Annotated in this window: 14 protein-coding genes and 1 pseudogene; 3 read left to right on the top strand and 12 right to left on the bottom strand. The window is 75.4% G+C overall.

Going from position 1 to position 18,520, the window contains the following annotated elements; genetic code table 11:
* The 3 genes and pseudogenes from AC3WUG_RS16225 to AC3WUG_RS16235 form a co-directional block, all read right to left on the bottom strand.
* Nucleotides 1-533, bottom strand: a pseudogene (locus AC3WUG_RS16225) (hypothetical protein); the annotation flags it as partial.
* Nucleotides 530-1,321 (bottom strand): aldo/keto reductase, encoded by a 792-nt coding sequence (locus AC3WUG_RS16230; protein ID WP_492328615.1) that lies wholly within the window; start codon nucleotides 1,319-1,321, stop codon nucleotides 530-532. The gene AC3WUG_RS16230 and the pseudogene AC3WUG_RS16225, both read right to left, overlap by 4 nt.
* Before the next feature lie 14 nt (nucleotides 1,322-1,335).
* Nucleotides 1,336-2,190: a helix-turn-helix transcriptional regulator gene (locus AC3WUG_RS16235; protein WP_492328616.1), complete on the bottom strand. Its 855-nt coding sequence runs from the start codon at nucleotides 2,188-2,190 to the stop codon at nucleotides 1,336-1,338.
* Nucleotides 2,191-2,301: 111 nt separating this feature from the next.
* Here AC3WUG_RS16235 and AC3WUG_RS16240 point away from each other — a divergent pair, with 111 nt between their 5' ends.
* Nucleotides 2,302-5,646 (top strand): proline dehydrogenase family protein, encoded by a 3,345-nt coding sequence (locus AC3WUG_RS16240; protein ID WP_492328617.1) that lies wholly within the window; start codon nucleotides 2,302-2,304, stop codon nucleotides 5,644-5,646.
* A gap of 143 nt (nucleotides 5,647-5,789) precedes the next feature.
* On the opposite strand, the gene AC3WUG_RS16245 is transcribed toward AC3WUG_RS16240, so the two are convergent.
* The 5 genes from AC3WUG_RS16245 to AC3WUG_RS16265 all read right to left on the bottom strand — a co-directional run bounded on the left by AC3WUG_RS16245 (nucleotide 5,790) and on the right by AC3WUG_RS16265 (nucleotide 11,094).
* Complete coding sequence (locus AC3WUG_RS16245) at nucleotides 5,790-6,824, bottom strand: LacI family DNA-binding transcriptional regulator (protein WP_492328618.1); 1,035 nt, start codon at nucleotides 6,822-6,824, stop codon at nucleotides 5,790-5,792.
* Nucleotides 6,825-6,930: 106 nt separating this feature from the next.
* Nucleotides 6,931-7,848, bottom strand: a complete 918-nt coding sequence (locus AC3WUG_RS16250; protein WP_492328619.1) for a carbohydrate ABC transporter permease — start codon at nucleotides 7,846-7,848, stop codon at nucleotides 6,931-6,933.
* The gene (locus AC3WUG_RS16255; RefSeq protein WP_492328620.1) at nucleotides 7,845-8,945 is read right to left on the bottom strand and encodes a carbohydrate ABC transporter permease; all 1,101 of its coding nucleotides are present in this window, start codon (nucleotides 8,943-8,945) and stop codon (nucleotides 7,845-7,847) included. Before AC3WUG_RS16255 ends, AC3WUG_RS16250 begins: the two co-directional genes overlap by 4 nt.
* A 106-nt stretch (nucleotides 8,946-9,051) precedes the next feature.
* A complete protein-coding gene (locus AC3WUG_RS16260; protein ID WP_492328621.1) occupies nucleotides 9,052-10,347 on the bottom strand; it encodes an ABC transporter substrate-binding protein in 1,296 nt (431 codons plus the stop codon).
* A gap of 240 nt (nucleotides 10,348-10,587) precedes the next feature.
* Complete coding sequence (locus AC3WUG_RS16265; RefSeq protein ID WP_492328622.1) at nucleotides 10,588-11,094, bottom strand: DUF2505 domain-containing protein; 507 nt, start codon at nucleotides 11,092-11,094, stop codon at nucleotides 10,588-10,590.
* 173 nt (nucleotides 11,095-11,267) lie between these two features.
* Between AC3WUG_RS16265 and AC3WUG_RS16270 the strand changes: the two genes are divergently transcribed.
* Nucleotides 11,268-12,770 (top strand): sensor histidine kinase, encoded by a 1,503-nt coding sequence (locus AC3WUG_RS16270; RefSeq protein WP_492328623.1) that lies wholly within the window; start codon nucleotides 11,268-11,270, stop codon nucleotides 12,768-12,770.
* Between the two features lie 204 nt (nucleotides 12,771-12,974).
* On the opposite strand, the gene AC3WUG_RS16275 is transcribed toward AC3WUG_RS16270, so the two are convergent.
* Nucleotides 12,975-13,223: a WhiB family transcriptional regulator gene (locus tag AC3WUG_RS16275; RefSeq protein ID WP_147794125.1), complete on the bottom strand. Its 249-nt coding sequence runs from the start codon at nucleotides 13,221-13,223 to the stop codon at nucleotides 12,975-12,977.
* A 381-nt stretch (nucleotides 13,224-13,604) separates the two neighbouring features.
* Here AC3WUG_RS16275 and AC3WUG_RS16280 point away from each other — a divergent pair, with 381 nt between their 5' ends.
* Nucleotides 13,605-14,024, top strand: coding sequence for a hypothetical protein (locus AC3WUG_RS16280; protein WP_492328624.1), 420 nt, complete (start codon nucleotides 13,605-13,607; stop codon nucleotides 14,022-14,024).
* Nucleotides 14,025-14,100: 76 nt separating this feature from the next.
* Here the strand turns inward: AC3WUG_RS16280 and AC3WUG_RS16285 are convergent, their stop codons facing one another.
* The 3 genes from AC3WUG_RS16285 to AC3WUG_RS16295 form a co-directional block, all read right to left on the bottom strand.
* Nucleotides 14,101-16,791: an FtsX-like permease family protein gene (locus AC3WUG_RS16285; protein ID WP_492328625.1), complete on the bottom strand. Its 2,691-nt coding sequence runs from the start codon at nucleotides 16,789-16,791 to the stop codon at nucleotides 14,101-14,103.
* Between the two features lie 23 nt (nucleotides 16,792-16,814).
* On the bottom strand, nucleotides 16,815-17,600 hold the full coding sequence (locus AC3WUG_RS16290) for an ABC transporter ATP-binding protein (RefSeq protein ID WP_492328634.1): 786 nt from the start codon (nucleotides 17,598-17,600) through the stop codon (nucleotides 16,815-16,817).
* A gap of 207 nt (nucleotides 17,601-17,807) precedes the next feature.
* Entirely contained in the window at nucleotides 17,808-18,518 is a 711-nt protein-coding gene (locus AC3WUG_RS16295) for a response regulator (protein WP_492328626.1), read from the bottom strand.
* Nucleotides 18,519-18,520: the final 2 nt, after the last annotated feature.

An 18,520-nucleotide genomic window follows, 5' to 3' on the forward strand; every position in this document is an offset into this window, starting at 1 on the left:
GCGTCGGCCTGCTCCTGCGCGGCGCGGGCGGCCTCGGCTGCGGCCGCCTCGGCCGCGGCCTGCTCGGCGGCGACCCGCGCGGCCTCCTCCGCGGCGGCCTGCTCGCGGGCGACCCGGACGGCCTCGGTCGACCGGCGGGACGCCTCGGAGTCGGCTGTGCGGCGCTGCTCGGCCAGGAAGTCGTCCTCGGCGGCGGACAGCTCGGCGGTGAGGCCGATCGCCTCGGCGCGCTGCTCCGCCTCCGCCGCGCGCTCGTCGGCCGCGTGCAGCTGCACGCCCACGATCGCGACGGCCGCGACCAGCACGGCGCTGGTGGCGGCGGCGACCACGCCCCGGCCGCGGCCGTAGCGGCGCGCGGGGGAGGGGCCGGTGGTGACGACGGCGTGCGTCTCGGTGCCGGGGTCGGCATCACCGGCGGGCGCGGTCGCGGCGGCCGCCCGCGCCCGGGCCTCGCGGCGCGTCGCGGGCGGGGGGACCGACGGCGAGCCCCCGGCGGGCGTCCCGGGGTCGCGCGTCGCGTCGGGCTCCGTCACTTGCCGCCCAGGCCGTCGATCTGCGCCAGCTCGTCGGCGGACAGCGTGAACTGCAGCGCCTCCAGGTTGTGCGCGATGCGGTCCTTGTTCGTCGACTTCGGGATGACGACGATCCCGTGGTCCACGTGCCAGCGCAGCACGACCTGGCGGGTGCTGACGCCGTGCGCCTCGGCGATCGCGGTGAGCACCGGGTCGTCCAGGTCGGTCCGCTTGAACGGGCTGTACCCCTCGACGACGACGCCGCGCTCCGCGTGCGCCGCGAGCAGGTCGGCGTCGAAGTCGCCCGGGCTCCACGGGATCTGGTTCACCGAGGGCGCCTCGCCGGTGGCGGCGATCAGCTCGTCGATCTGCGCGATCGAGTAGTTGGACACGCCGATCGACCGGACCAGTCCCTCGTCGCGCGCGGCGATGAACTGCTCCCAGGTGGCCGGGGTGGCCTGCTTGTTCGGCGGCCAGTGGATCAGCCACAGGTCGAGGTGGTCGGTGCCGAGGGCGGCCAGCGACTCGTGCAGCGTCTGGCGCTCGCGCCCGGCGTGGTCCGGCGGCAGCTTGGTGGTGACGAACACGGCGTCGCGGTCGACGTCGACCAGGGACAGCGCGCGACCGACCTCGGCCTCGTTGCCGTAGCCGGTGGCGGTGTCGACGTGCGTGTAGCCGAGCTCGAGCGCGGCGACCACGGCGCGCTCGGCGTCGCCGCCCTCGGACTGCCAGGTGCCGAGGCCGAGCAGCGGCATCTCGCCGCCCTTGAGCGTGATCGTGGGCACAGCGGGGATCTTCGAGTCAGTCATGCGTCCATCGTGGCTCAGCCCGCGGCCCGGGGCCACGGCAGCGGCGCGACCAGCGGCGGGACCAGCGCCCCCACCGCCCGCCGGAACTGCGCCGGCGTCTCGCCGGTCAGCCGGCCGAACGTCCGGGTGAACGAGGCCTGGTCGTAGAACCCGGCCGCCGCGGCCACCTCGGCGAGCGGCAGGTCCGACCCGCCGAGCAGCGCGGCCGCGTGGTCGACCCGCGCGCGCAGCACGTACTGCTGCGGGGACAGCGCGTACACCCGGCGCACCCGCCGGTCGAGCGTCGACGGCGAGCAGCCCGCCGCCTCGGCGAGATCCGCGACCGTCGGCGGGTCCGCCAGCCGCCCCTGCACGAACGCCGCCACCCGGGACAGCGCGTCGACGGTGGCCGCGTCGGCGTCGCCTGCGCGCAGCGCCTGCGAGATGCTCACCAGCCCGACGACCGCGCCCGCGTCGTCGCGCACCGGCTCCTTCGACGTGAGGTACCAGCCGGGCGGACCGCCGGGGCGGCGGATCAGCTCGAGCTCGCGGTGCAGCGCCCGGCCCGTCGCGAGCACGTCGCGGTCCTGGGCGTCGTACCGCTCGGCCAGGTGGGGGAGGAAGAGCTCGGCGGCGGTCCGGCCGACGACGGTCCTGCGCGACCGCTCCGGGGTGCGGCGGACGAACGCGTCGTTGACCACCACGTACCGGCCGGTGACGTCCTTGGCGCAGAACATCGTGCCGGTCAGGTCGTCGCACAGCCGGAGCAGGGCGGGGGTGAGGGCGCGGAGCAGGGCGCGCGCGGCGGCGTCGGCTGCGGGCGCGGGCGTCGCGGCGGGGGCTGCGGGCGCGGCGGGGGTCGCGGCGAGGTGGGGTGGACGGCGTTCCATGTCGGGGGCAGCGTAGGTGCTGCGCGTGACGGGCACGTGTCACGGATCGGGCCCGGTGGCCCGGCCGATCCGTGCAAGACGGGGCGCGGGGCGCTCGGGAAGGATCCCGCCATGACGACGACCCAGGACCCGGCCGCCGCCGCCGACGCCGCGACGCCCGCCCCCGAGCACCTGACCCGGGACGCGGTGGACCTCGCCCACCGCTGGATGGCCGCGACGGCCGCGGACGAGACCCCCGCCGAGCGCCGCGCCACCGGCCGGCTCGCCGCGCTGGTCGCCGACCCCGCCGGCCTGGAGCTCGCGGTGCGGTTCGTGGACCGGGTCGCCCGCCCCGAGGACGCCCGGGTCGCCGCGGCCGAGCTCGCCGGCCTCGGGGAGCGCGCGTCCGACGCGGCGGCGTTCCTCGGCGGTGTGGACCGGGCGCTGCTCGGCGTGGGCGCGAAGGTCGCCCCGCTGCTGCCGGCCGCCGTCGTGCCCGCGGCGCGGATCCGGCTGCGCCAGCTCGTCGGCCACCTCGTCGCCGACGCCGGCCCGGGGCTCGGCCCGCACCTGGCGCGCGCCCGGAAGGAGGGCTTCCGGCTCAACCTCAACCTGCTCGGCGAGGCCGTGCTCGGCGAGGACGAGGCGAACCGCCGGCTGCACCGCGTCGCCGAGCTCGCCGCCCGCCCGGACGTCGACTACGTGTCGATCAAGGTCTCGGCCGTGGCGAGCCAGCTGTCGACCTGGGACACCGAGGGCAGCGTGCGGCGGGTCGTCGAGCGGCTGCGCCCGCTGTACCGGGCCGCCGCCGCGAGCGGCACGTTCCTCAACCTCGACATGGAGGAGTACCGCGACCTCGCCCTGACCGTGCGGGTGTTCGACGAGCTGGTGAACGACCCGCAGGTGCGCGGTGCCGAGATGGGCATCGTGCTGCAGGCGTACCTGCCCGACACCTCCGCCGCGCTCGAGGAGATCACCGCGATCGCCCGGCGCCGGGTCGAGGCGGGCGGCGCGCGCCTCAAGGTGCGGCTGGTCAAGGGCGCCAACCTCGCGATGGAGCAGGTCGAGGCGGAGCTGCACGGCTGGGCGCAGGCGCCGTACGCCGGCAAGCCCGACGTCGACGCGCACTACGTCCGGCTGGTGCGGCGCGCGCTCGACCCCGCGCGCACGTCCGCGCTGCGCGTCGGCGTCGCGAGCCACAACCTGTTCCACGTCGCCTACGCCCACCTGCTCGCCGAGCACCGCGGCGTGTCCGAGGCGCTCGACATCGAGATGCTGCAGGGCATGGCCCCGGCGCAGGCCCGCGCGGTGCAGCGCGAGGTCGGCCAGGTGCTGCTCTACACGCCGGTGGTCGCGAAGCAGGACTTCGACGTCGCGATCTCCTACCTGGTGCGCCGGCTGGAGGAGAACGCCGCGCACCAGAACTTCCTGCACGCGCTGTTCGCCGGCGGCGACGGCCCGGACGAGGGGATCGCGTCCCAGGAGGACGCGTTCCTCGCGTCGGTCGCGGGCGCCGACCGGGTGCCGGTCGAGCGCCGCCGGCTGCCGCGCGACCCCGGGGCGCCGTCGCCCGAGCCGGGCGCGTTCCGGAACGCCGCCGACACCGACCCCGCCGTCGCCGAGTCCCGGGACTGGGCCGCCCGCCTGGTCGCCGCGGACGTCGAGCCCCCGGCCGGCGCCGTCGAGGTCGGGACCGAGGCCGAGGTGGACGCGGTCGTCGCGCGCGCCGTCACGGCCGCCCCCGCGTGGTCCGCCCGGACCCCGGCCGAGCGCGCCGCCGTGCTGCGCCGCGCCGCCGACGAGCTCGAGGCCGCCCGCGGCGACCTGGTCGCGACGATGGTGCACGAGGGCGGCAAGACCGTCGCCGAGGCCGACCCCGAGGTCAGCGAGGCGGTCGACTTCGCCCGGTACTACGCGGACCGCGCCGAGGAGCTCGCCGACGGGCGCGTCCCGGGTGCGGTGTTCCGGCCGCGCGGCGTCACCGTCGTCACCCCGCCGTGGAACTTCCCGGTCGCCATCCCGGTCGGCTCGGTGCTCGCGGCGCTCGCGGCCGGGTCGCCCGTGCTCATCAAGCCGGCGCCGCAGACCCCGCGGTGCGTGCGGGTCGCCGGCGCGGCGATCCAGCGGGCGCTCGACGCGTCGGGGGTCGAGGAGGCCGCGCTGCAGGTCGTGCTGTCGCCCGAGGGCGAGGTCGGCCGCCGGCTGGTCACGCACCCGGACGTGGCGCGGGTCGTGCTGACCGGGTCGCTGGAGACGGCGCAGCTGTTCGCCGGCTGGCGCCCCGATCTCGACGTGCTGGCCGAGACCTCCGGCAAGAACGCCCTGATCATCACCCCGTCCGCCGACGTCGACCTGGCGGTCGCCGACCTGGTGCGCTCGGCGTTCGGGCACGCGGGCCAGAAGTGCTCGGCGGCGTCGCTGGCGATCCTCGTCGGCTCGGCCGGCAGGTCCGACCGGCTGCGCCGGCAGCTCGCGGACGCGGTGTCGTCGCTGCGCGTCGGCTGGTCCGACGACCTCGGCACCACCATGGGCCCGCTGGTCGAGCCGGCGTCGGGCAAGCTGCTCCGCGCGCTGACCACCCTGGACGAGGGCGAGGAGTGGCTGGTGCGGCCGCGCCGGCTCGACGAGGTCGGCCGGCTGTGGACGCCCGGCGTCAAGCACGGCGTGCGGCCCGGGTCCTGGTTCCACCTCACCGAGTGCTTCGGCCCCGTGCTCGGCGTGATCCGGGTCGACACCCTGGACGAGGCGATCGCGGTGCAGAACGCCGTCGCGCTCGGCCTGACCGGCGGCCTGCACTCGCTGGACGAGGCCGAGATCGCGCACTGGCTCGACCGGGTCGAGGTCGGCAACGCGTACGTGAACCGGCACATCACCGGGGCGGTCGTGCAGCGGCAGCCGTTCGGCGGCTGGAAGGCCTCGGTCGTCGGCCCCGGCGCCAAGGCAGGCGGCCCGTCCTACGTCGCGCAGCTCGGTGCGTGGTCCGACGCCCCGGAGGTCGCGGCGCTCGACGACGAGGCCTGGCTGGCGTGGGCGCACGCCGACGACGCGCGGGTCTGGTCCGACGAGCTCGGCACCGCGCACGACCCGTCCGGGCTGGCGTCCGAGGAGAACGCGCTCCGGCACCGCCCGGTCCCGCACCTGACCGTCCGGGTCGGGACCGACGGGCGCGAGCGCGACGTGATGCGCGTGCTCTCGGCGGCGCGGACCGCCGGCGTGCCGGTCACGGTGAGCCGTGCGGCCGAGGAGGGCGACGACGCGTTCGCGCTGCGGGTGGCCGCGGGGGAGGTGTCGGGGCGGGTGCGCGTCGTCGGGTCGGCGCCGGGGCTGCGCGCCGCCGCGGTCACGCGCACGGGCGAGGTGACGGTCCTCGACGCGCCGGTCGTCGCGAGCGGGCGCCGGGAGCTGATGACGGTCGTGCGCGAGCAGGCGGTGTCCCGCACCCGGCACCGGTTCGGCCACGTCGACCCGACCCGCTGACGGCCGGCCGCCGACCGCCGCCCGCCGGGCCATCCGGCGAGTGCACAGCACACGTGACGAGTGCCTATCCGGCGGATAGGCACTCGTCACGTCTCGTAGGCACTCGGCGACGCGACGCGGCGCGGCGCTCGGCGGCGCCGGCGTCACGCCGAGCCGCGGACCACCAGCTCCGGCTCGAACACCTGCGCCTCGGTGCGCGCGTGCCGGCCCTGCAGCTGCGCCACCAGCTCCTCGCCCGCCGCGCGGGCCATCGCGATCACCGGCTGCGTCACGGTCGTGAGGTTCGGCTTGGTGGTCGTGGCCAGGCCCGAGTTGTCGTAGCCGACCACCGCCACGTCGCCCGGCACGGCCCGCCCGGCCTCGGCGAGCTCGGGCAGCGCTCCCGCCGCCATGAGGTCGGACGCGATGAAGATGCCGTCGAGGTCGGGGAACCGCTCGAGCAGCTCGCGCGCCGCGGCCGCCCCGCCGTCGACGGTGAAGTCGCCGTGCACCACGGCGTCGTCCGGCAGGCCCGCCTCGGCGAGCGCGGCGCGCCACCCGGCGAGCCGGTCGATGCCGGCGGACATGTCGGCGGGGCCGGCGATGGTCGCGATCCGGCGGCGGCCCAGCCGGACCAGGTGCTCGGTCGCGATCCGCCCACCGCGCAGGTTGTCGGTGTCGACGACCGCCGCCGCCTCGCCGCCGACGAGCGGCCGGCCGATGAACACGGTCGGCAGCCGGGAGGCCTGCAGCGCCCGGTCGATGGCGTCGTCCCGGTGGTGCGACACCACGATGGCGCCGTCGACGTGCCCGGCGCGCAGGTACCGCGCGGTGCGCTCGGACTCCCCGGGCCGCGCGATGACGAGCAGCAGCTGCAGGTCGGCCAGCGCGAGCGGGGTGGACACCCCGTTGAGCACGCCGGCGAAGAACGGGTCGGACAGCACGCGCTCGTCCGGCTCGGGCACGACGAGCGCGACCGAGTCGGTGCGCCGTGTGACGAGCGACCGCGCGGCGCGGTTCGGCGTGTAGCCCAGGTCGGCGACCGCCGCGGCGACGGACTCCATGGCCTCGGGCGACACCCGGTCGCCGCCGTTGATGGCGCGCGACGCGGTGGACCGGGAGACGCCGGCGCGCAGCGCGACCTGCTCGAGGGTCGGTGCCGGGTGGGTCGCCGACGGGATGGCGGACTGGTCGATCACGGTGGATCGCCCCCTCGTGACGGTCGGGTGGTGCCCGTGCAGGGGCACCGGCGGACGCGCGCCCCTGCGCGGGGCCCGCGGACGGGCCCCGCGCGAAGCGTAGCGGTCAGCCCTTGACGGCCCCGGCCATGATCCCCGCGACCAGCTGGCGGCCGGCGACGACGAACAGCAGGAGCAGCGGGATGATCGACAGGACGACGCCGGCCATGATGAGCGGCAGGTCCTGGAAGAAGCCGGCCTGCAGGAGCTTCAGGGCCACCGGCAGGGTCGGGTTCTGGTTGCCGAGCACGATGGACGGCCAGAAGAAGTTCGTCCACGAGGTGATGAAGGTGAACAGCGCCAGCATCGCCGCCGCCGGCCGGGCCGCGGGCAGCGCCACCGACCAGAACGTGCGGAACATGGACGCGCCGTCGACCCGGGCGGCCTCGATGAGCTCGTAGGGGAGCGCGGAGTCGAGGTACTGGGTCATCCAGAACACGCCGAACGCGGTCACCATCGCCGGCAGGATCACCGCGAGCAGGTTGCCGGTCAGGCCGAGCTCGCGCATGACGATGTACAGCGGGACGACGCCGAGCTGGGTCGGTACGGCCATCGTCGCGATGACGAACACCAGCAGCGGGCCGCGGCCGCGGAACCGGAGCTTGGAGAACGAGTAGCCCGCGAGCGTCGAGAAGAACACCACGGACAGGCTGGTGATCACGGCGACGACCAGCGAGTTGCCGGTCGCCTTCACCAGGTCGATGTCGGCGTCGAAGACGCGCTGCAGGTTCGTGAGGAACTCGCCGCCGGGGATCAGGGACGGCACCGGGTTCTGCGCCACCTCGGCCGACGTCGAGGACGACAGCAGGAAGGTGTAGTAGAGCGGGTAGGCCGAGACCAGCAGGAACGCGCCGAGGACGACGTAGGTCACCCAGCCCGGCCGGCGGTCGGCGCCGCCGTTGGTCTTGTTGCGCTTGCGCTGCGCCGCGCGGGCCGCGCCCTTGCCGGCGGTCTGCGCGATGACGGGGACGGACGGGGCGCTCATCGGGGGTCCACCTCGATCGGTGCGGCCGCGGGGACCGCGGCGTCGGACGTCTGCTTGACCCGGCGGGCGAGGTCGCGGGAGGCGCGGCGGCTCTGCTTGCGGGCGGCCTTCGCGGTGCGGCTCATGTCGTCGGCGGAGGCGATGCGCCGGGTCAGGAAGTTGTTGATGAGCGCGAAGATGATGATGATGAGGAACAGCAGCCAGGCGACCGCCGCGGCCCGGCCGAGCTGCTGCTTGTTCCAGCCCAGCTCGTACAGGTAGAGCGTCACGGTCTTCCACTGGCCGTTCGACCCGCCGAGGCCGGTCGCGTCGTACATGCGCGGCTCGTCGAAGATCTGCAGGCCGCCGATGGTCGACGTGAGGATCACGAAGATCATCGTCGGGCGGACCATCGGCACGGTGATGGAGAAGAACTGCCGGACCCGGTTCGCGCCGTCGAGCGTCGCGGCCTCGTACATGTCGCGGGGGATCGCCTGCATGGCGGCCAGCAGGATCAGCGCGTTGTAGCCGGTCCAGCGGAAGTTGACCATCGACGCGATGGCGATGTGCGAGGCGAACGCGTCCTTGTGCCAGCCGATCGGGTCGATGCCGATCTGGCCGAGCAGGGAGTTGATCATGCCCGAGCCGTCGGCGAACATCTGCGAGAACACCAGGCCGACGGCGACCGGGGCGACGACGTACGGCAGCAGCACGCCCATCCGCCAGAACGTCTTCGCGCGGAGGTTCGCGTCCAGCATCGCGGCGATGACGAGGGCGGCGATCACCTGGGGCACCGTGGACAGAAGGAAGATGCTGAAGGTGTTGCGCAGCGAGTTCCAGAAGAACGTCTGGCCGAGCACGAAGGTGAAGTTGTCGAGGCCGACGAAGTCGCCCTGGCCGCCGATGAGGCTCCACTCGTGCAGGGAGACCCAGCCGGTGTAGAGGAGCGGGAACAGGCCGACCACCGCGAACAGCAGGAAGAACGGCGAGATGTAGAGGTAGGGCGAGACCTTCACGTCCCAGCGGCCCAGCGTCTGCTTGAAGCCGATCTTCCGGGGCGCGCGGTCGTCGTCGCTGCGCGGTGCCGCGCCCCTGGGGGGCGCCGTCTGGGTGGCCATGGGGATCCTTCGTGCGGGCGGGCCGGGGTCGTGCGGTGCGGGCGCGGGTGGTGCCCGCGCGACGGACCGGGCCGCCGGGGAGTCCCGGCGGCCCGGCCCGGTGGGGTCAGCCGATCGCGGCGACCGCGTCCTCGAAGCCCTTCCAGGACTCGTCGGGGGTCATCGACTTGTCGACGTCGACGCGGTTGAAGGCGTCCGACAGGCCGGTGCGGATGGTGAAGTAGTTCTCACCCTTGAACGGCGCGACGGAGATGGCCGCGGCCCGGTCGGTGTAGATCTGGCCGGTCGGCGCGTCGTTGAAGAACTCGCGGGTCATGCCCTGGAGCTCGTCCGACTGCTGCGCCTCGATCTGGCTCGGGAAGTTGCCGTTGACCTTGAACGCCGCGAGCTGCTGCTCCGGGGCGGTCAGCCAGTCGGCGAGCGCCTTGGCCTCCTCCGGGTGCTTCGACATCGTCGGGACGGCGAGGAACGAGCCGCCCCAGTTGCCGCCGCCGCCGGGGAAGACGTTGGCGATGTCCCAGCCCTCGACGCCTGCCGAGTTGCCCTCGATGTTGCCGAGGAACCAGGCCGGGGCCAGCGCGACCGCGAAGCCGTTGCTCTGGAACGCGTTCGTCCAGTCGGTCTCCCACTGCTTGAGGCCGGCGGACTGGTCCTCGTGCGACAGGATCGTGTCGTAGATGTCGCGGATCTCGGGGTTGTCGAGCGCGATGATCTCGCCGGAGTCGGGGTCCTCGAAGGGCACCTCGACCTGGTTGATCATGCCCTGGGCCAGCGCGTCGGCGGAGTCGAAGAACGCCGGGCCGGTGCCCGCGGCCATGAACTGGTCGCCGACCGCGAAGAAGTCGTCCCAGGTGGCGTCGTCGCCGCCGAACAGCTCGGCCACAGCCTCGCGGTCCGTCGGGAGGCCCGCGGCGGCGAACAGGTCGGAGCGGTAGGCGATGGCCTCCGGGCCGATGTCCGTCGGGTAGCCGAGCAGCGCGCCGTCGGGGGTGGTGGCCTGGTCGGTGGTCCACTTGTTCCAGCGGCCCTCGACCGAGTCGCTGCTCAGGTCGGTGAACTGGTCCGAGTACTGGATCATCTGCGGCAGCCAGTCGACCTCGACGCCCACGACGTCCGCGAGGCCCGAGCCGGCGCCGAGCGCCGTCTGGAACTGCTCCTTGGCGTCGTCGGACTTGCCGAACTTGTTGTGCTCGATCTTGATGCCCGGGTTCTCCTCCTCGTACTGCTTGAGGAGGTCCTCGTAGCCGAACTGGTTGAAGGTCGAGATGGTCAGGGTGATCTGACCGTCCGAGCCCTCGTCGCCAGCGGCGTCGTCCGACCCGCCGCCGCACGCCGTCGCCAGCAGGGCGACGCTCGCCGCTCCGGCCACGGCCACCCAGGTCTTGCGCGTGCTCCTGCGCACTGTGACTCCCTCGTCATCCGCGGCGACGTCGCCGCTCCCGTCGGGTCGCCGGCACCGGCGCCCGTCGTGGGACCGCTCCCACCACGTACTGCGGGAGCGCTCTCACGCCATGTCAGGCACCTTGTCGTCCGGGGGTCGGAGAAGTCAAGCGAGCCGGTGGGCAAACGGGTGTGGAAGCGGTCCCACGACAGCATCCGCGCAGGTCAGCGACGTGCGGCCGCCGAGCGCGTTACGGAATCGTTACGCCTCGCGCGAGCCGGCGACCCACTCGCGCGCCACGCCGGCCTCGGCGTCGAGGGCGCCGCGCACCGCCTTGGCCGCGGCCTGCTCGACCGCCGACCCGAACAGCGGGACGTTCGCCTTGAGCTCGCCGTCGTAGGTGATCGACGAGCCGCCGTCGGCGGCCGCGAGGGCCACCGTCCCGGTGAGCCGGACCGGGGCGCCGGCGATCTCGACCGCGACCGTCCCGGTGCGGCTGCCGTCCGCGGCGGCGGGCTCCCAGGCCTCGACCTGGCGCACCTCGAGCGTCGAGCCGACGAACGCGCGGACGTTCGCGGGGATCTGGTCCGTCGGTAGCGCGCGCCGCGTCGTCACCGTGAGCGCGCCGTCCTCGGCGGGGGCCACGTCGACGTGCAGCACCTCGGCGCCGCTGGCGATGACCTTCGCGCGGACGTACACGGGGTCGGCCAGCATCGTCCCGGCGGTGCGGGGGTCGGTCGGCACGGGGACGGTGACCTGCAGGTGCACGGCGTTCGGGTCCTTCCGAGGTGCGCGGGCGGCCGCGGGGGAGTGCGGTCCGACGACAGTATCCGCCCGCGCGGGCCCGCGCGCCCCGGTCCGGCGACGGGCGTGGGCCGCGTCACGTGCCGCGGGGTGGGACGGGCCCGGGCGGGGCCCGTCGTGCGCCGTACCCTGGGGCCGTGTCCACCCTGAGCGAGCTCGCGCAGCGCCACACCCACCTCGACGCCGCGGACCTCGAGTGGCTGCACCTGCTGGTCGGCGACTGGCAGGTCATCTCGGACCTCGCGTTCGCCGACCTCGTGCTCTGGCTGCCCACCGACGACGGCGACTTCGTGGCCATCGCCCAGGCCCGGCCCAGCACCGGCGCGACCGTGCACTACGACGACGTCGTGGGTTCGCGCGCGCCCGAGGGGCAGCGCCCGCAGCTCGAGCGCTCGCTGAGCGAGGTCCGGGCGCAGCGGTCGCGGGAGCCGCGCTGGTTCGGGTCGTACGCGGTGCGCGAGGAGGCGGTGCCGGTCGTGCACGAGGGCCGGGCGATCGCGGTCATCGCCCGGCAGACCAACCTCGGCGGCGCCCGCACGCCCAGCCGCCTCGAGCTGAACTACGTCGAGGCCGCCGACGACATCATGGGGATGATCGCCCGCGGCGAGTTCCCGATGACGAACGCCGCGACCGGCCCGCGCCGCGGCGCGCCCCGCGTCGCCGACGGCCTCGTGCGGCTCAACTCCGAGGGCGAGGTGCTGTACGCCAGCCCGAACGCCCTGTCCTGCTTCCACCGGTTCGGCGCGATGGACGACCTGGTCGGCCGGTCGCTGGTCGAGGTGGTCGCCGACCTCGTCGAGCAGAACTCCCCGGTCGACGAGTCGATGCCGCTCGTGCTCATGGGCCGCGCGCCGTGGCGCACCGACATCGAGGCGCACGGCGTCGCGCTCTCGCTGCGTGCGGTCCCGCTGTCCGAGGAGGGCGAGCGGATCGGCGCCGTGCTGCTGTGCCGGGACGTGTCCGAGCTGCGCCGCCGCGAGCGGGAGCTCATCACCAAGGACGCGACGATCCGCGAGATCCACCACCGCGTGAAGAACAACCTGCAGACCGTCGCCGCGCTGCTGCGGCTCCAGGCCCGCCGGATGAACGTGCCCGAGGCCCGCGCGGCGCTCGAGGAGGCCATGCGCCGGGTCGCCACGATCGCGCTGGTGCACGAGACGCTGTCCCAGACGCTCGACGAGACCGTGCAGTTCGACGAGCTGGTCGGCCGGTCGCTGCGGCTCGCCGCGGACGTGGCGTCGGCCGGGGCGTCCGTGCGGACGCTGGTGCGCGGGACGTTCGGGCCGGTGTCGGCCGAGGACGCCACCGCGCTCGCGCTCGTGCTGACCGAGCTGGTGACCAACGCCGTCGAGCACGGGCTGGCCGGGCGGGACCACGGGTCGGTCGAGGTGAACGCCGAGCGCGTCGAGGACGACCTCACGGTCACGGTCGCGGACGACGGCGCCGGCATCCCCGCCGACTCCGCCGGCAGCAGCGCGGGCCCGGGAACCGGCCTCGGCACGCAGATCGTCTCGACCCTGGTGACCAACGAGCTCCGCGGCTCGATCGCGTGGGCCCCGCGGGACGGCGGGGGCACGCAGGTCACGCTGCGCGCGACGCTCCGCACCCCGGGCCGCGACGCCGCGGCCACGGTCGCCTAGCCCTCCCGCCGAGCCCTCGCCGCGCCGCCCACGCGGCCCTTCGCCCCGCGCTCTTCGCCGAGTCTGCGCGAGCGGTCTGGGGGTCGGCGCCCGCGCAGAGGCGCGGAGTGGCGACTCGGCGGGGGCGTCCGAGGCCGGACGCGACGACGCCCGCCGTGCCCCGGAGGGAGGGGCGCGGCGGGCGTCGGACGTGCTGCGTGCGGGTCAGCCCGCGCGGCGCTGCCGGGCGGTGCGGCGCTTGAGGGCGCGGCGCTCGTCCTCGGACAGCCCGCCCCAGACGCCGGCGTCCTGGCCGGACTCCAGCGCCCACTTCAGGCAGGTGTCGACGACGTCGCACCGGCGGCACACGGCCTTGGCCTCCTCGATCTGCAGCAGGGCGGGGCCCGTGTTGCCGATCGGGAAGAACAGCTCCGGGTCCTCGGTCAGACACGCTGCCTGGTGACGCCAATCCATCGAAACACTCCTCAGCACGGGGGCATGCCGCGACCAGGGGGCTGGGCGGCATGGGAGCACGAGCACACGTCCGACGCACGGAAGAAGGCGGGGGGCGTGAGCGTCGGCGCTCGGGGGAATCGAACTGCTGAGTACAAGATTCACATGGCCGCCGGAGGGCGCACAAGGGGTTACGCGCAGGTTTCTTGCGCGTGACGACTGAGGCGTCTGTCACATCTGTGTGCACCCTGAACGCCTTGGCCGCACCGTACTCCCACCGGGTCGCCGGGCGCCAACCCGTCCGGTCGTCGGGACCATCGTCCCTGGTCCCGGCGAGCCCGCCGCCGGGACCTGCGAGGACGCCGCCGCGCTTTCACCCGCGGCGCGCGTAGGGTCGGCGGCGTGACCGGATCCGCCACCCCCCAGCCGCCCCGGGCGTCCGCTCCGGGCGCCGTCCGGCTGCTCGCCGGCCTCGTGCTCCTCCAGGCCCTCGCGGTGGCGGTGATCGCCGGGGCGCTCGTCGTGGCGCTCGTCCGCGGGACGTCGATGCCGGGGCCGGTGGTGTTCCTGGTGCTCCTCGCGGCGGGCATCGCGGCCGTGCTGGGCGGGGCGGGCCGGGCGTTGCTGCAGGGCCACCGCTGGGGCCGCGCGCCGGTGATGACGGTGCAGATCCTCCTGGTCGTGCTCGCGGTCGGCTGGCTCGGCGTCGAGGTCGCCGTCTGGTCGGTCGCGGTGCTGGTGCTGGCGGTCGTCGTCGGCGGCCTCCTGGTCACCCCGGCGGTCGTCGCCTGGACCACGGTCGGCGCGGGCCGCGAGGACTGACGCCCGACGCACGCCCCGGCACCACGCGCGCCCGGCCCGGAGGTCCCCGTGCCGGGCGCGCGTCGCTGGTCCGCGGTCAGTCGACCGCGAGGGCCGCCACCGGGGGAGTCCGGGCCGCCGTGCGTCCGGGCAGCGCCGAGGCGAGCACGCCGGCGACCAGCGCCACCCCGAGCACCAGGCCCAGGTCCGTCCACGGCACGCGGAGCTGGAGGTCGGCGATCCCGGCGAGCACCGCGGCCGACCCGAGCCAGCCGTAGGCCATCCCGAGCAGGACCCCGACCACCGCGCCGACCCCGGCGATCAGCGCGCCCTCGACGGCCATCGACGCCCGGAGCTGCCGGCGGGTGAGCCCGAGGGCCCGCAGCGTCGCCGACTCGCGGCGCCGCTCGATGACCGACAGCGAGAGCGTGTTGGTGACGCCGATCAGCGCGATCACCACGGCCACGGCCAGCAGCCCGACCACGACCGCGAGCAGGGTGTCGATCGCCCGCTGGTACAGCGCCCGCTCGAGCGCCGCGCCGGTGATGTCGAGCGGGGAGTCCGCCGTCAGGTCCTGCACCTGCTGCACGACCTCGCCGGAGGCGTTGACGTCCGCGACCCGCAGCCACGCCGTGCTCTCGGTCCCGGGGGAGCCGAGGGCGTCGAGGGTCGCCGGGGTGACGAGGACGGTCCAGTCGTCCAGCGGCACGACGACGGCGGTCAGGTCGACCGTGCCCGCCCCGCCGGACGCGTCGCCCTCGCTGCGGGCCAGCGCGATCGTGTCGCCGTCCTCGATCCCGCTGGTCGCGGCGAGCGACCGGGGCACCACGACGGTGCCGTCGCCGACCGCGGCGGCGAGGTCGGCGTCGCGGAGCACGTCTGCCGCCTGCTCGGGCGTGATCCCCAGGGCGTCGACGACGTTCCCCGAGCCGCCGAGCTCGACGCTGTCCCGCGGGAGGGCGGCCACGGACTCCACGCCGGCGATGTCGGCCAGGGCGTCGACGGTGCCCGCGGGCAGCGGCTCGGCGACCGCGGTGCCGTCCTCGTCCGCCGCGTACGGCGTCGAGATCGCGAGGTCGACGGGGAACCGCGTGTCGAGCTCGTCGTCCAGGGTGGCCCGGGCCGTCACGGCGCCGGTGCTCATCATCGCGACGAGCGTGACGCCGATCAGCAGCGCCGTGCTGGTGGCGGCGGTGCGCGCCGGGTTGCGGCCGGTGTTGGCGGCGGCGAGCCGCGCGGGCATCCCGAGCCGGCCGACGAGGCCGCCGATCGCGGCGACGACCCGCGGCATCCAGAACACGGCGCCGACCAGCAGGCCGACGAAGGACGCCGCGCCGCCGAGGATGGCGATGCCCACCGCGGCGACGAGGGCCCGCTGGGACAGGGCCACGCCGCCGGCGAGCATCAGCGCGCCGCCGACGACCAGCACCAGGCTGACGACCAGCCGGAACCGGCCCGCGCGGCTCCCCGCGACGGGGGCGTCGGCCGGGCGCAGCGCGGCGATCGGCGCGACCCGGGTGGCGACGCGGGCGGGCGTCAGGGCGGCCAGCACGGTGACGACCAGGCCGACCGCCAGCGGCGCGACGACGCTCGCGACCGTCGGGCGGACCACGGTCGGGACCGGGAACGGCAGGTCCGCGTTCTGCATCACCAGCAGCGCGATCTGCACCAGCCCGGTGCCGAGCAGCGTCCCCGCGACGGAGGCCGCCAGCCCGAGCAGCCCGGCCTCCAGCAGCACCGACCCGCGGACCTGGGACCGCACGGCGCCGACGCAGCGGAGCAGGGCGAGCGTCCGGGTCCGCTGGGCGACCAGCACCTGGAACGTGTTCGCGATGACGAGGCCGGCGACGATCATCGCCACGGCGGCGAACGCCAGGACGACGACGAGGATCGGGCCGGTGCCGCCGCTGCCGGACAGGGCCCGCTCGGCGGCGGCGTCGCGGGTGAGCACGATCGGGTCGGTGCTGCCGGAGGCGGTCAGCACGCCCTCGACGGCGTCGATGACGGTCGCGGTGTCGGCGCCCGGGTCGACGGCGACCAGCAGCTGGGAGGTCGCGGCGTCGACCAGGGTCGGCGTGGCGCCGCCCTCGCCCCAGCCGCCCCAGAGCAGCGCGTCGGCGGTCGTGGCGAGCGCAGCGCCGCCGTACTGGGCCCACGCGGAGGTCGGGTCGGTGGTCAGGCCCACGACCTCGGCGTCGGCGTCCACCTCGCGGTAGGTCCCGTCCTCGCCCGGCGCCGCGTCGGTCGCGTCGGCCGTGGCGTCGTCGGTCGCGCCGGCGGTGGCCTCCTCGGCGGGGGCCTCGGCCGTGGCGTCGTCGGCCGCCGCCCCGTCGGTCGGCTGCCAGGTGTAGTACGACACGGTGATCGTGTCGCCGACGCCCACGCCGAGCCGCTCGGCGGCCCGCTCGGGCAGCGCGATCTCGCCGTCCGCGGTCGGCAGGGCGCCGGCCGTCACGTGCTGGGTGTCGAAGGCGGGGTCGCTCGCCACGGGCACGAGCGTCTGCGAGATCGCCCGGTCGCCCGCCGACATGCTGACGTACGGGGCCACGATCCGGGGGTCCGCCGCCGCGACGCCGGGCGTGCCCCGCACCGCCTCGACGGTCTCGTCGGTCAGCGCGTCGCCGTTGCCGGCGTCGGCGATGATGTCGGCGGTCCCGTACGACGCGGTGAGCGAGTCGTACGAGATCCGCTGCATGACGTCACCGGCGAGCAGCGTCGCCGCGACGAACGCGGTGCCGATCGCGACCGCGACGCCCGCGGCGGTGAGCCGGCCGAGGCTCCGGCGCATCTGCGCCAGGGTGAGCCGCCACATCAGGCACCCGCCGGCACGTCGGTGACCTCGAGCTGACGCAGCGCGTCCAGCCCGGCGAGCACGGCCTCCGGGGTCGGGTCGACGATGTCGCCCGCGATCCGCCCGTCGGCGAGCAGCACCACGCGGTCGGCGTAGGCGGCGGCCGTCGGGTCGTGCGTGACCATGATGATCGTGCGGCCGAGCTCGCGGACGGAGCGGCGCAGGAAGCTCAGCACCTCGGCGCCGGAGCGCGAGTCGAGGTTGCCGGTGGGCTCGTCGGCGAAGACGACCTCGGGCTTGGCGATCAGCGCCCGGGCGATCGCGACGCGCTGCTGCTGGCCGCCCGACAGCTCGGAGGGGCGGTGCGTGAGCCGCTGCCCGAGGCCGAGCGTCGCGACCAGGGTGTCGAACCAGGCGCGGTCGGCCTTGGCACCGGCGAGCTCGAGCGGGAGCAGGATGTTCTGCTCGGCCGTGAACATCGGCAGCAGGTTGAACGACTGGAACACGAAGCCGACCCGGTCGCGGCGGAGCCGGGTGAGCGCGTCGTCGTCGAGGGTGGTGACGTCGGTCCGCCCGAGGAACGCGGAGCCGGCGGTCGCGGCGTCGAGGCCGGCGAGCACGTGCATGAGCGTCGACTTGCCGGAGCCCGACGGGCCCATGATCGCGGTGAACTCGCCGGCCGCGAAGTCGACGTCCACCCCGGCGAGGGCGCGGACCTCGGCCTCGCCGCGGCCGTAGACCTTGGTCAGCCCGCGGGCGCGGACCGCGGCCTCCCGGTGCTGCGGGGCCCCGGCGTGCGGGGCGATCGGGCCGGCGCTGGCGGCGGGGGCGGGGACGAACGGGTCCACGGCTGTGCTCCTGGGACTCGGGATCGGGACGTCCCCGACGCTACGGAGCGCAGCCGCACGGCCGCGTCCACCCCCGGTCCGGACCTCGCGTCATCCCCCGGTACGACGTGGGGGAGCGGCGCGCGACCGGGGCCCGACCGGGCCCGTGCCCGGGTCGTGCCCGGGTCACGCCCCGGGGACGACCAGGCCGGTCTCGTAGGCCACGACGACCGCCTGCACCCGGTCCCGGGCGCCCAGCTTGGCGAGGATGCGCCCGACGTGCGTCTTCACGGTGGCCTCGGCGACGAACAGGTCCTCGCCGATCTCGGTGTTCGACCGCCCGCGGGCCATCAGCACCAGCACCTCGCGCTCGCGGTCGGTGAGCGTCGCGAGCGCCTCGGCGCCGGCGGACGCCTGCTGCTGCTCGGCGGGCAGGGCCGTGACCAGGTGCTCCAGCAGGCGCCGCGTCGACGACGGCGCGATGACCGCGTCGCCGCGGTGCACGGTGCGGATCGCGTCGAGCATGTCCTCGGGCGGCGTGTCCTTGAGCAGGAAGCCGCTCGCGCCCGCGCGGATGGCGGCCAGCACGTACTCGTCGATGTCGAACGTGGTCAGCACGATGATCCGCGGCGCGGGGTGCTCGGGCGTGCCCGCGGCGACGATCCGCTCGGTGGCGGCGAGGCCGTCGAGGTGCGGCATCCGGACGTCCATCAGCACGACGTCGACGGGGCCGAGGACGCCCGCCTGCGCGGTGCCGGCGGTGAGCGCCTGCACGGCCTGGGCGCCGTCGCCGGCCTCCAGGACGACCTCGAGGTCGGGCTGGGAGTCGATGACCAGGCGGAACCCGGCGCGCACGAGCTGCTGGTCGTCGACGAGGCCGACGCGGATGGCGGACATGG

The organism is Cellulomonas sp. EB106-03-03-XG116 (genome assembly GCF_058792015.1).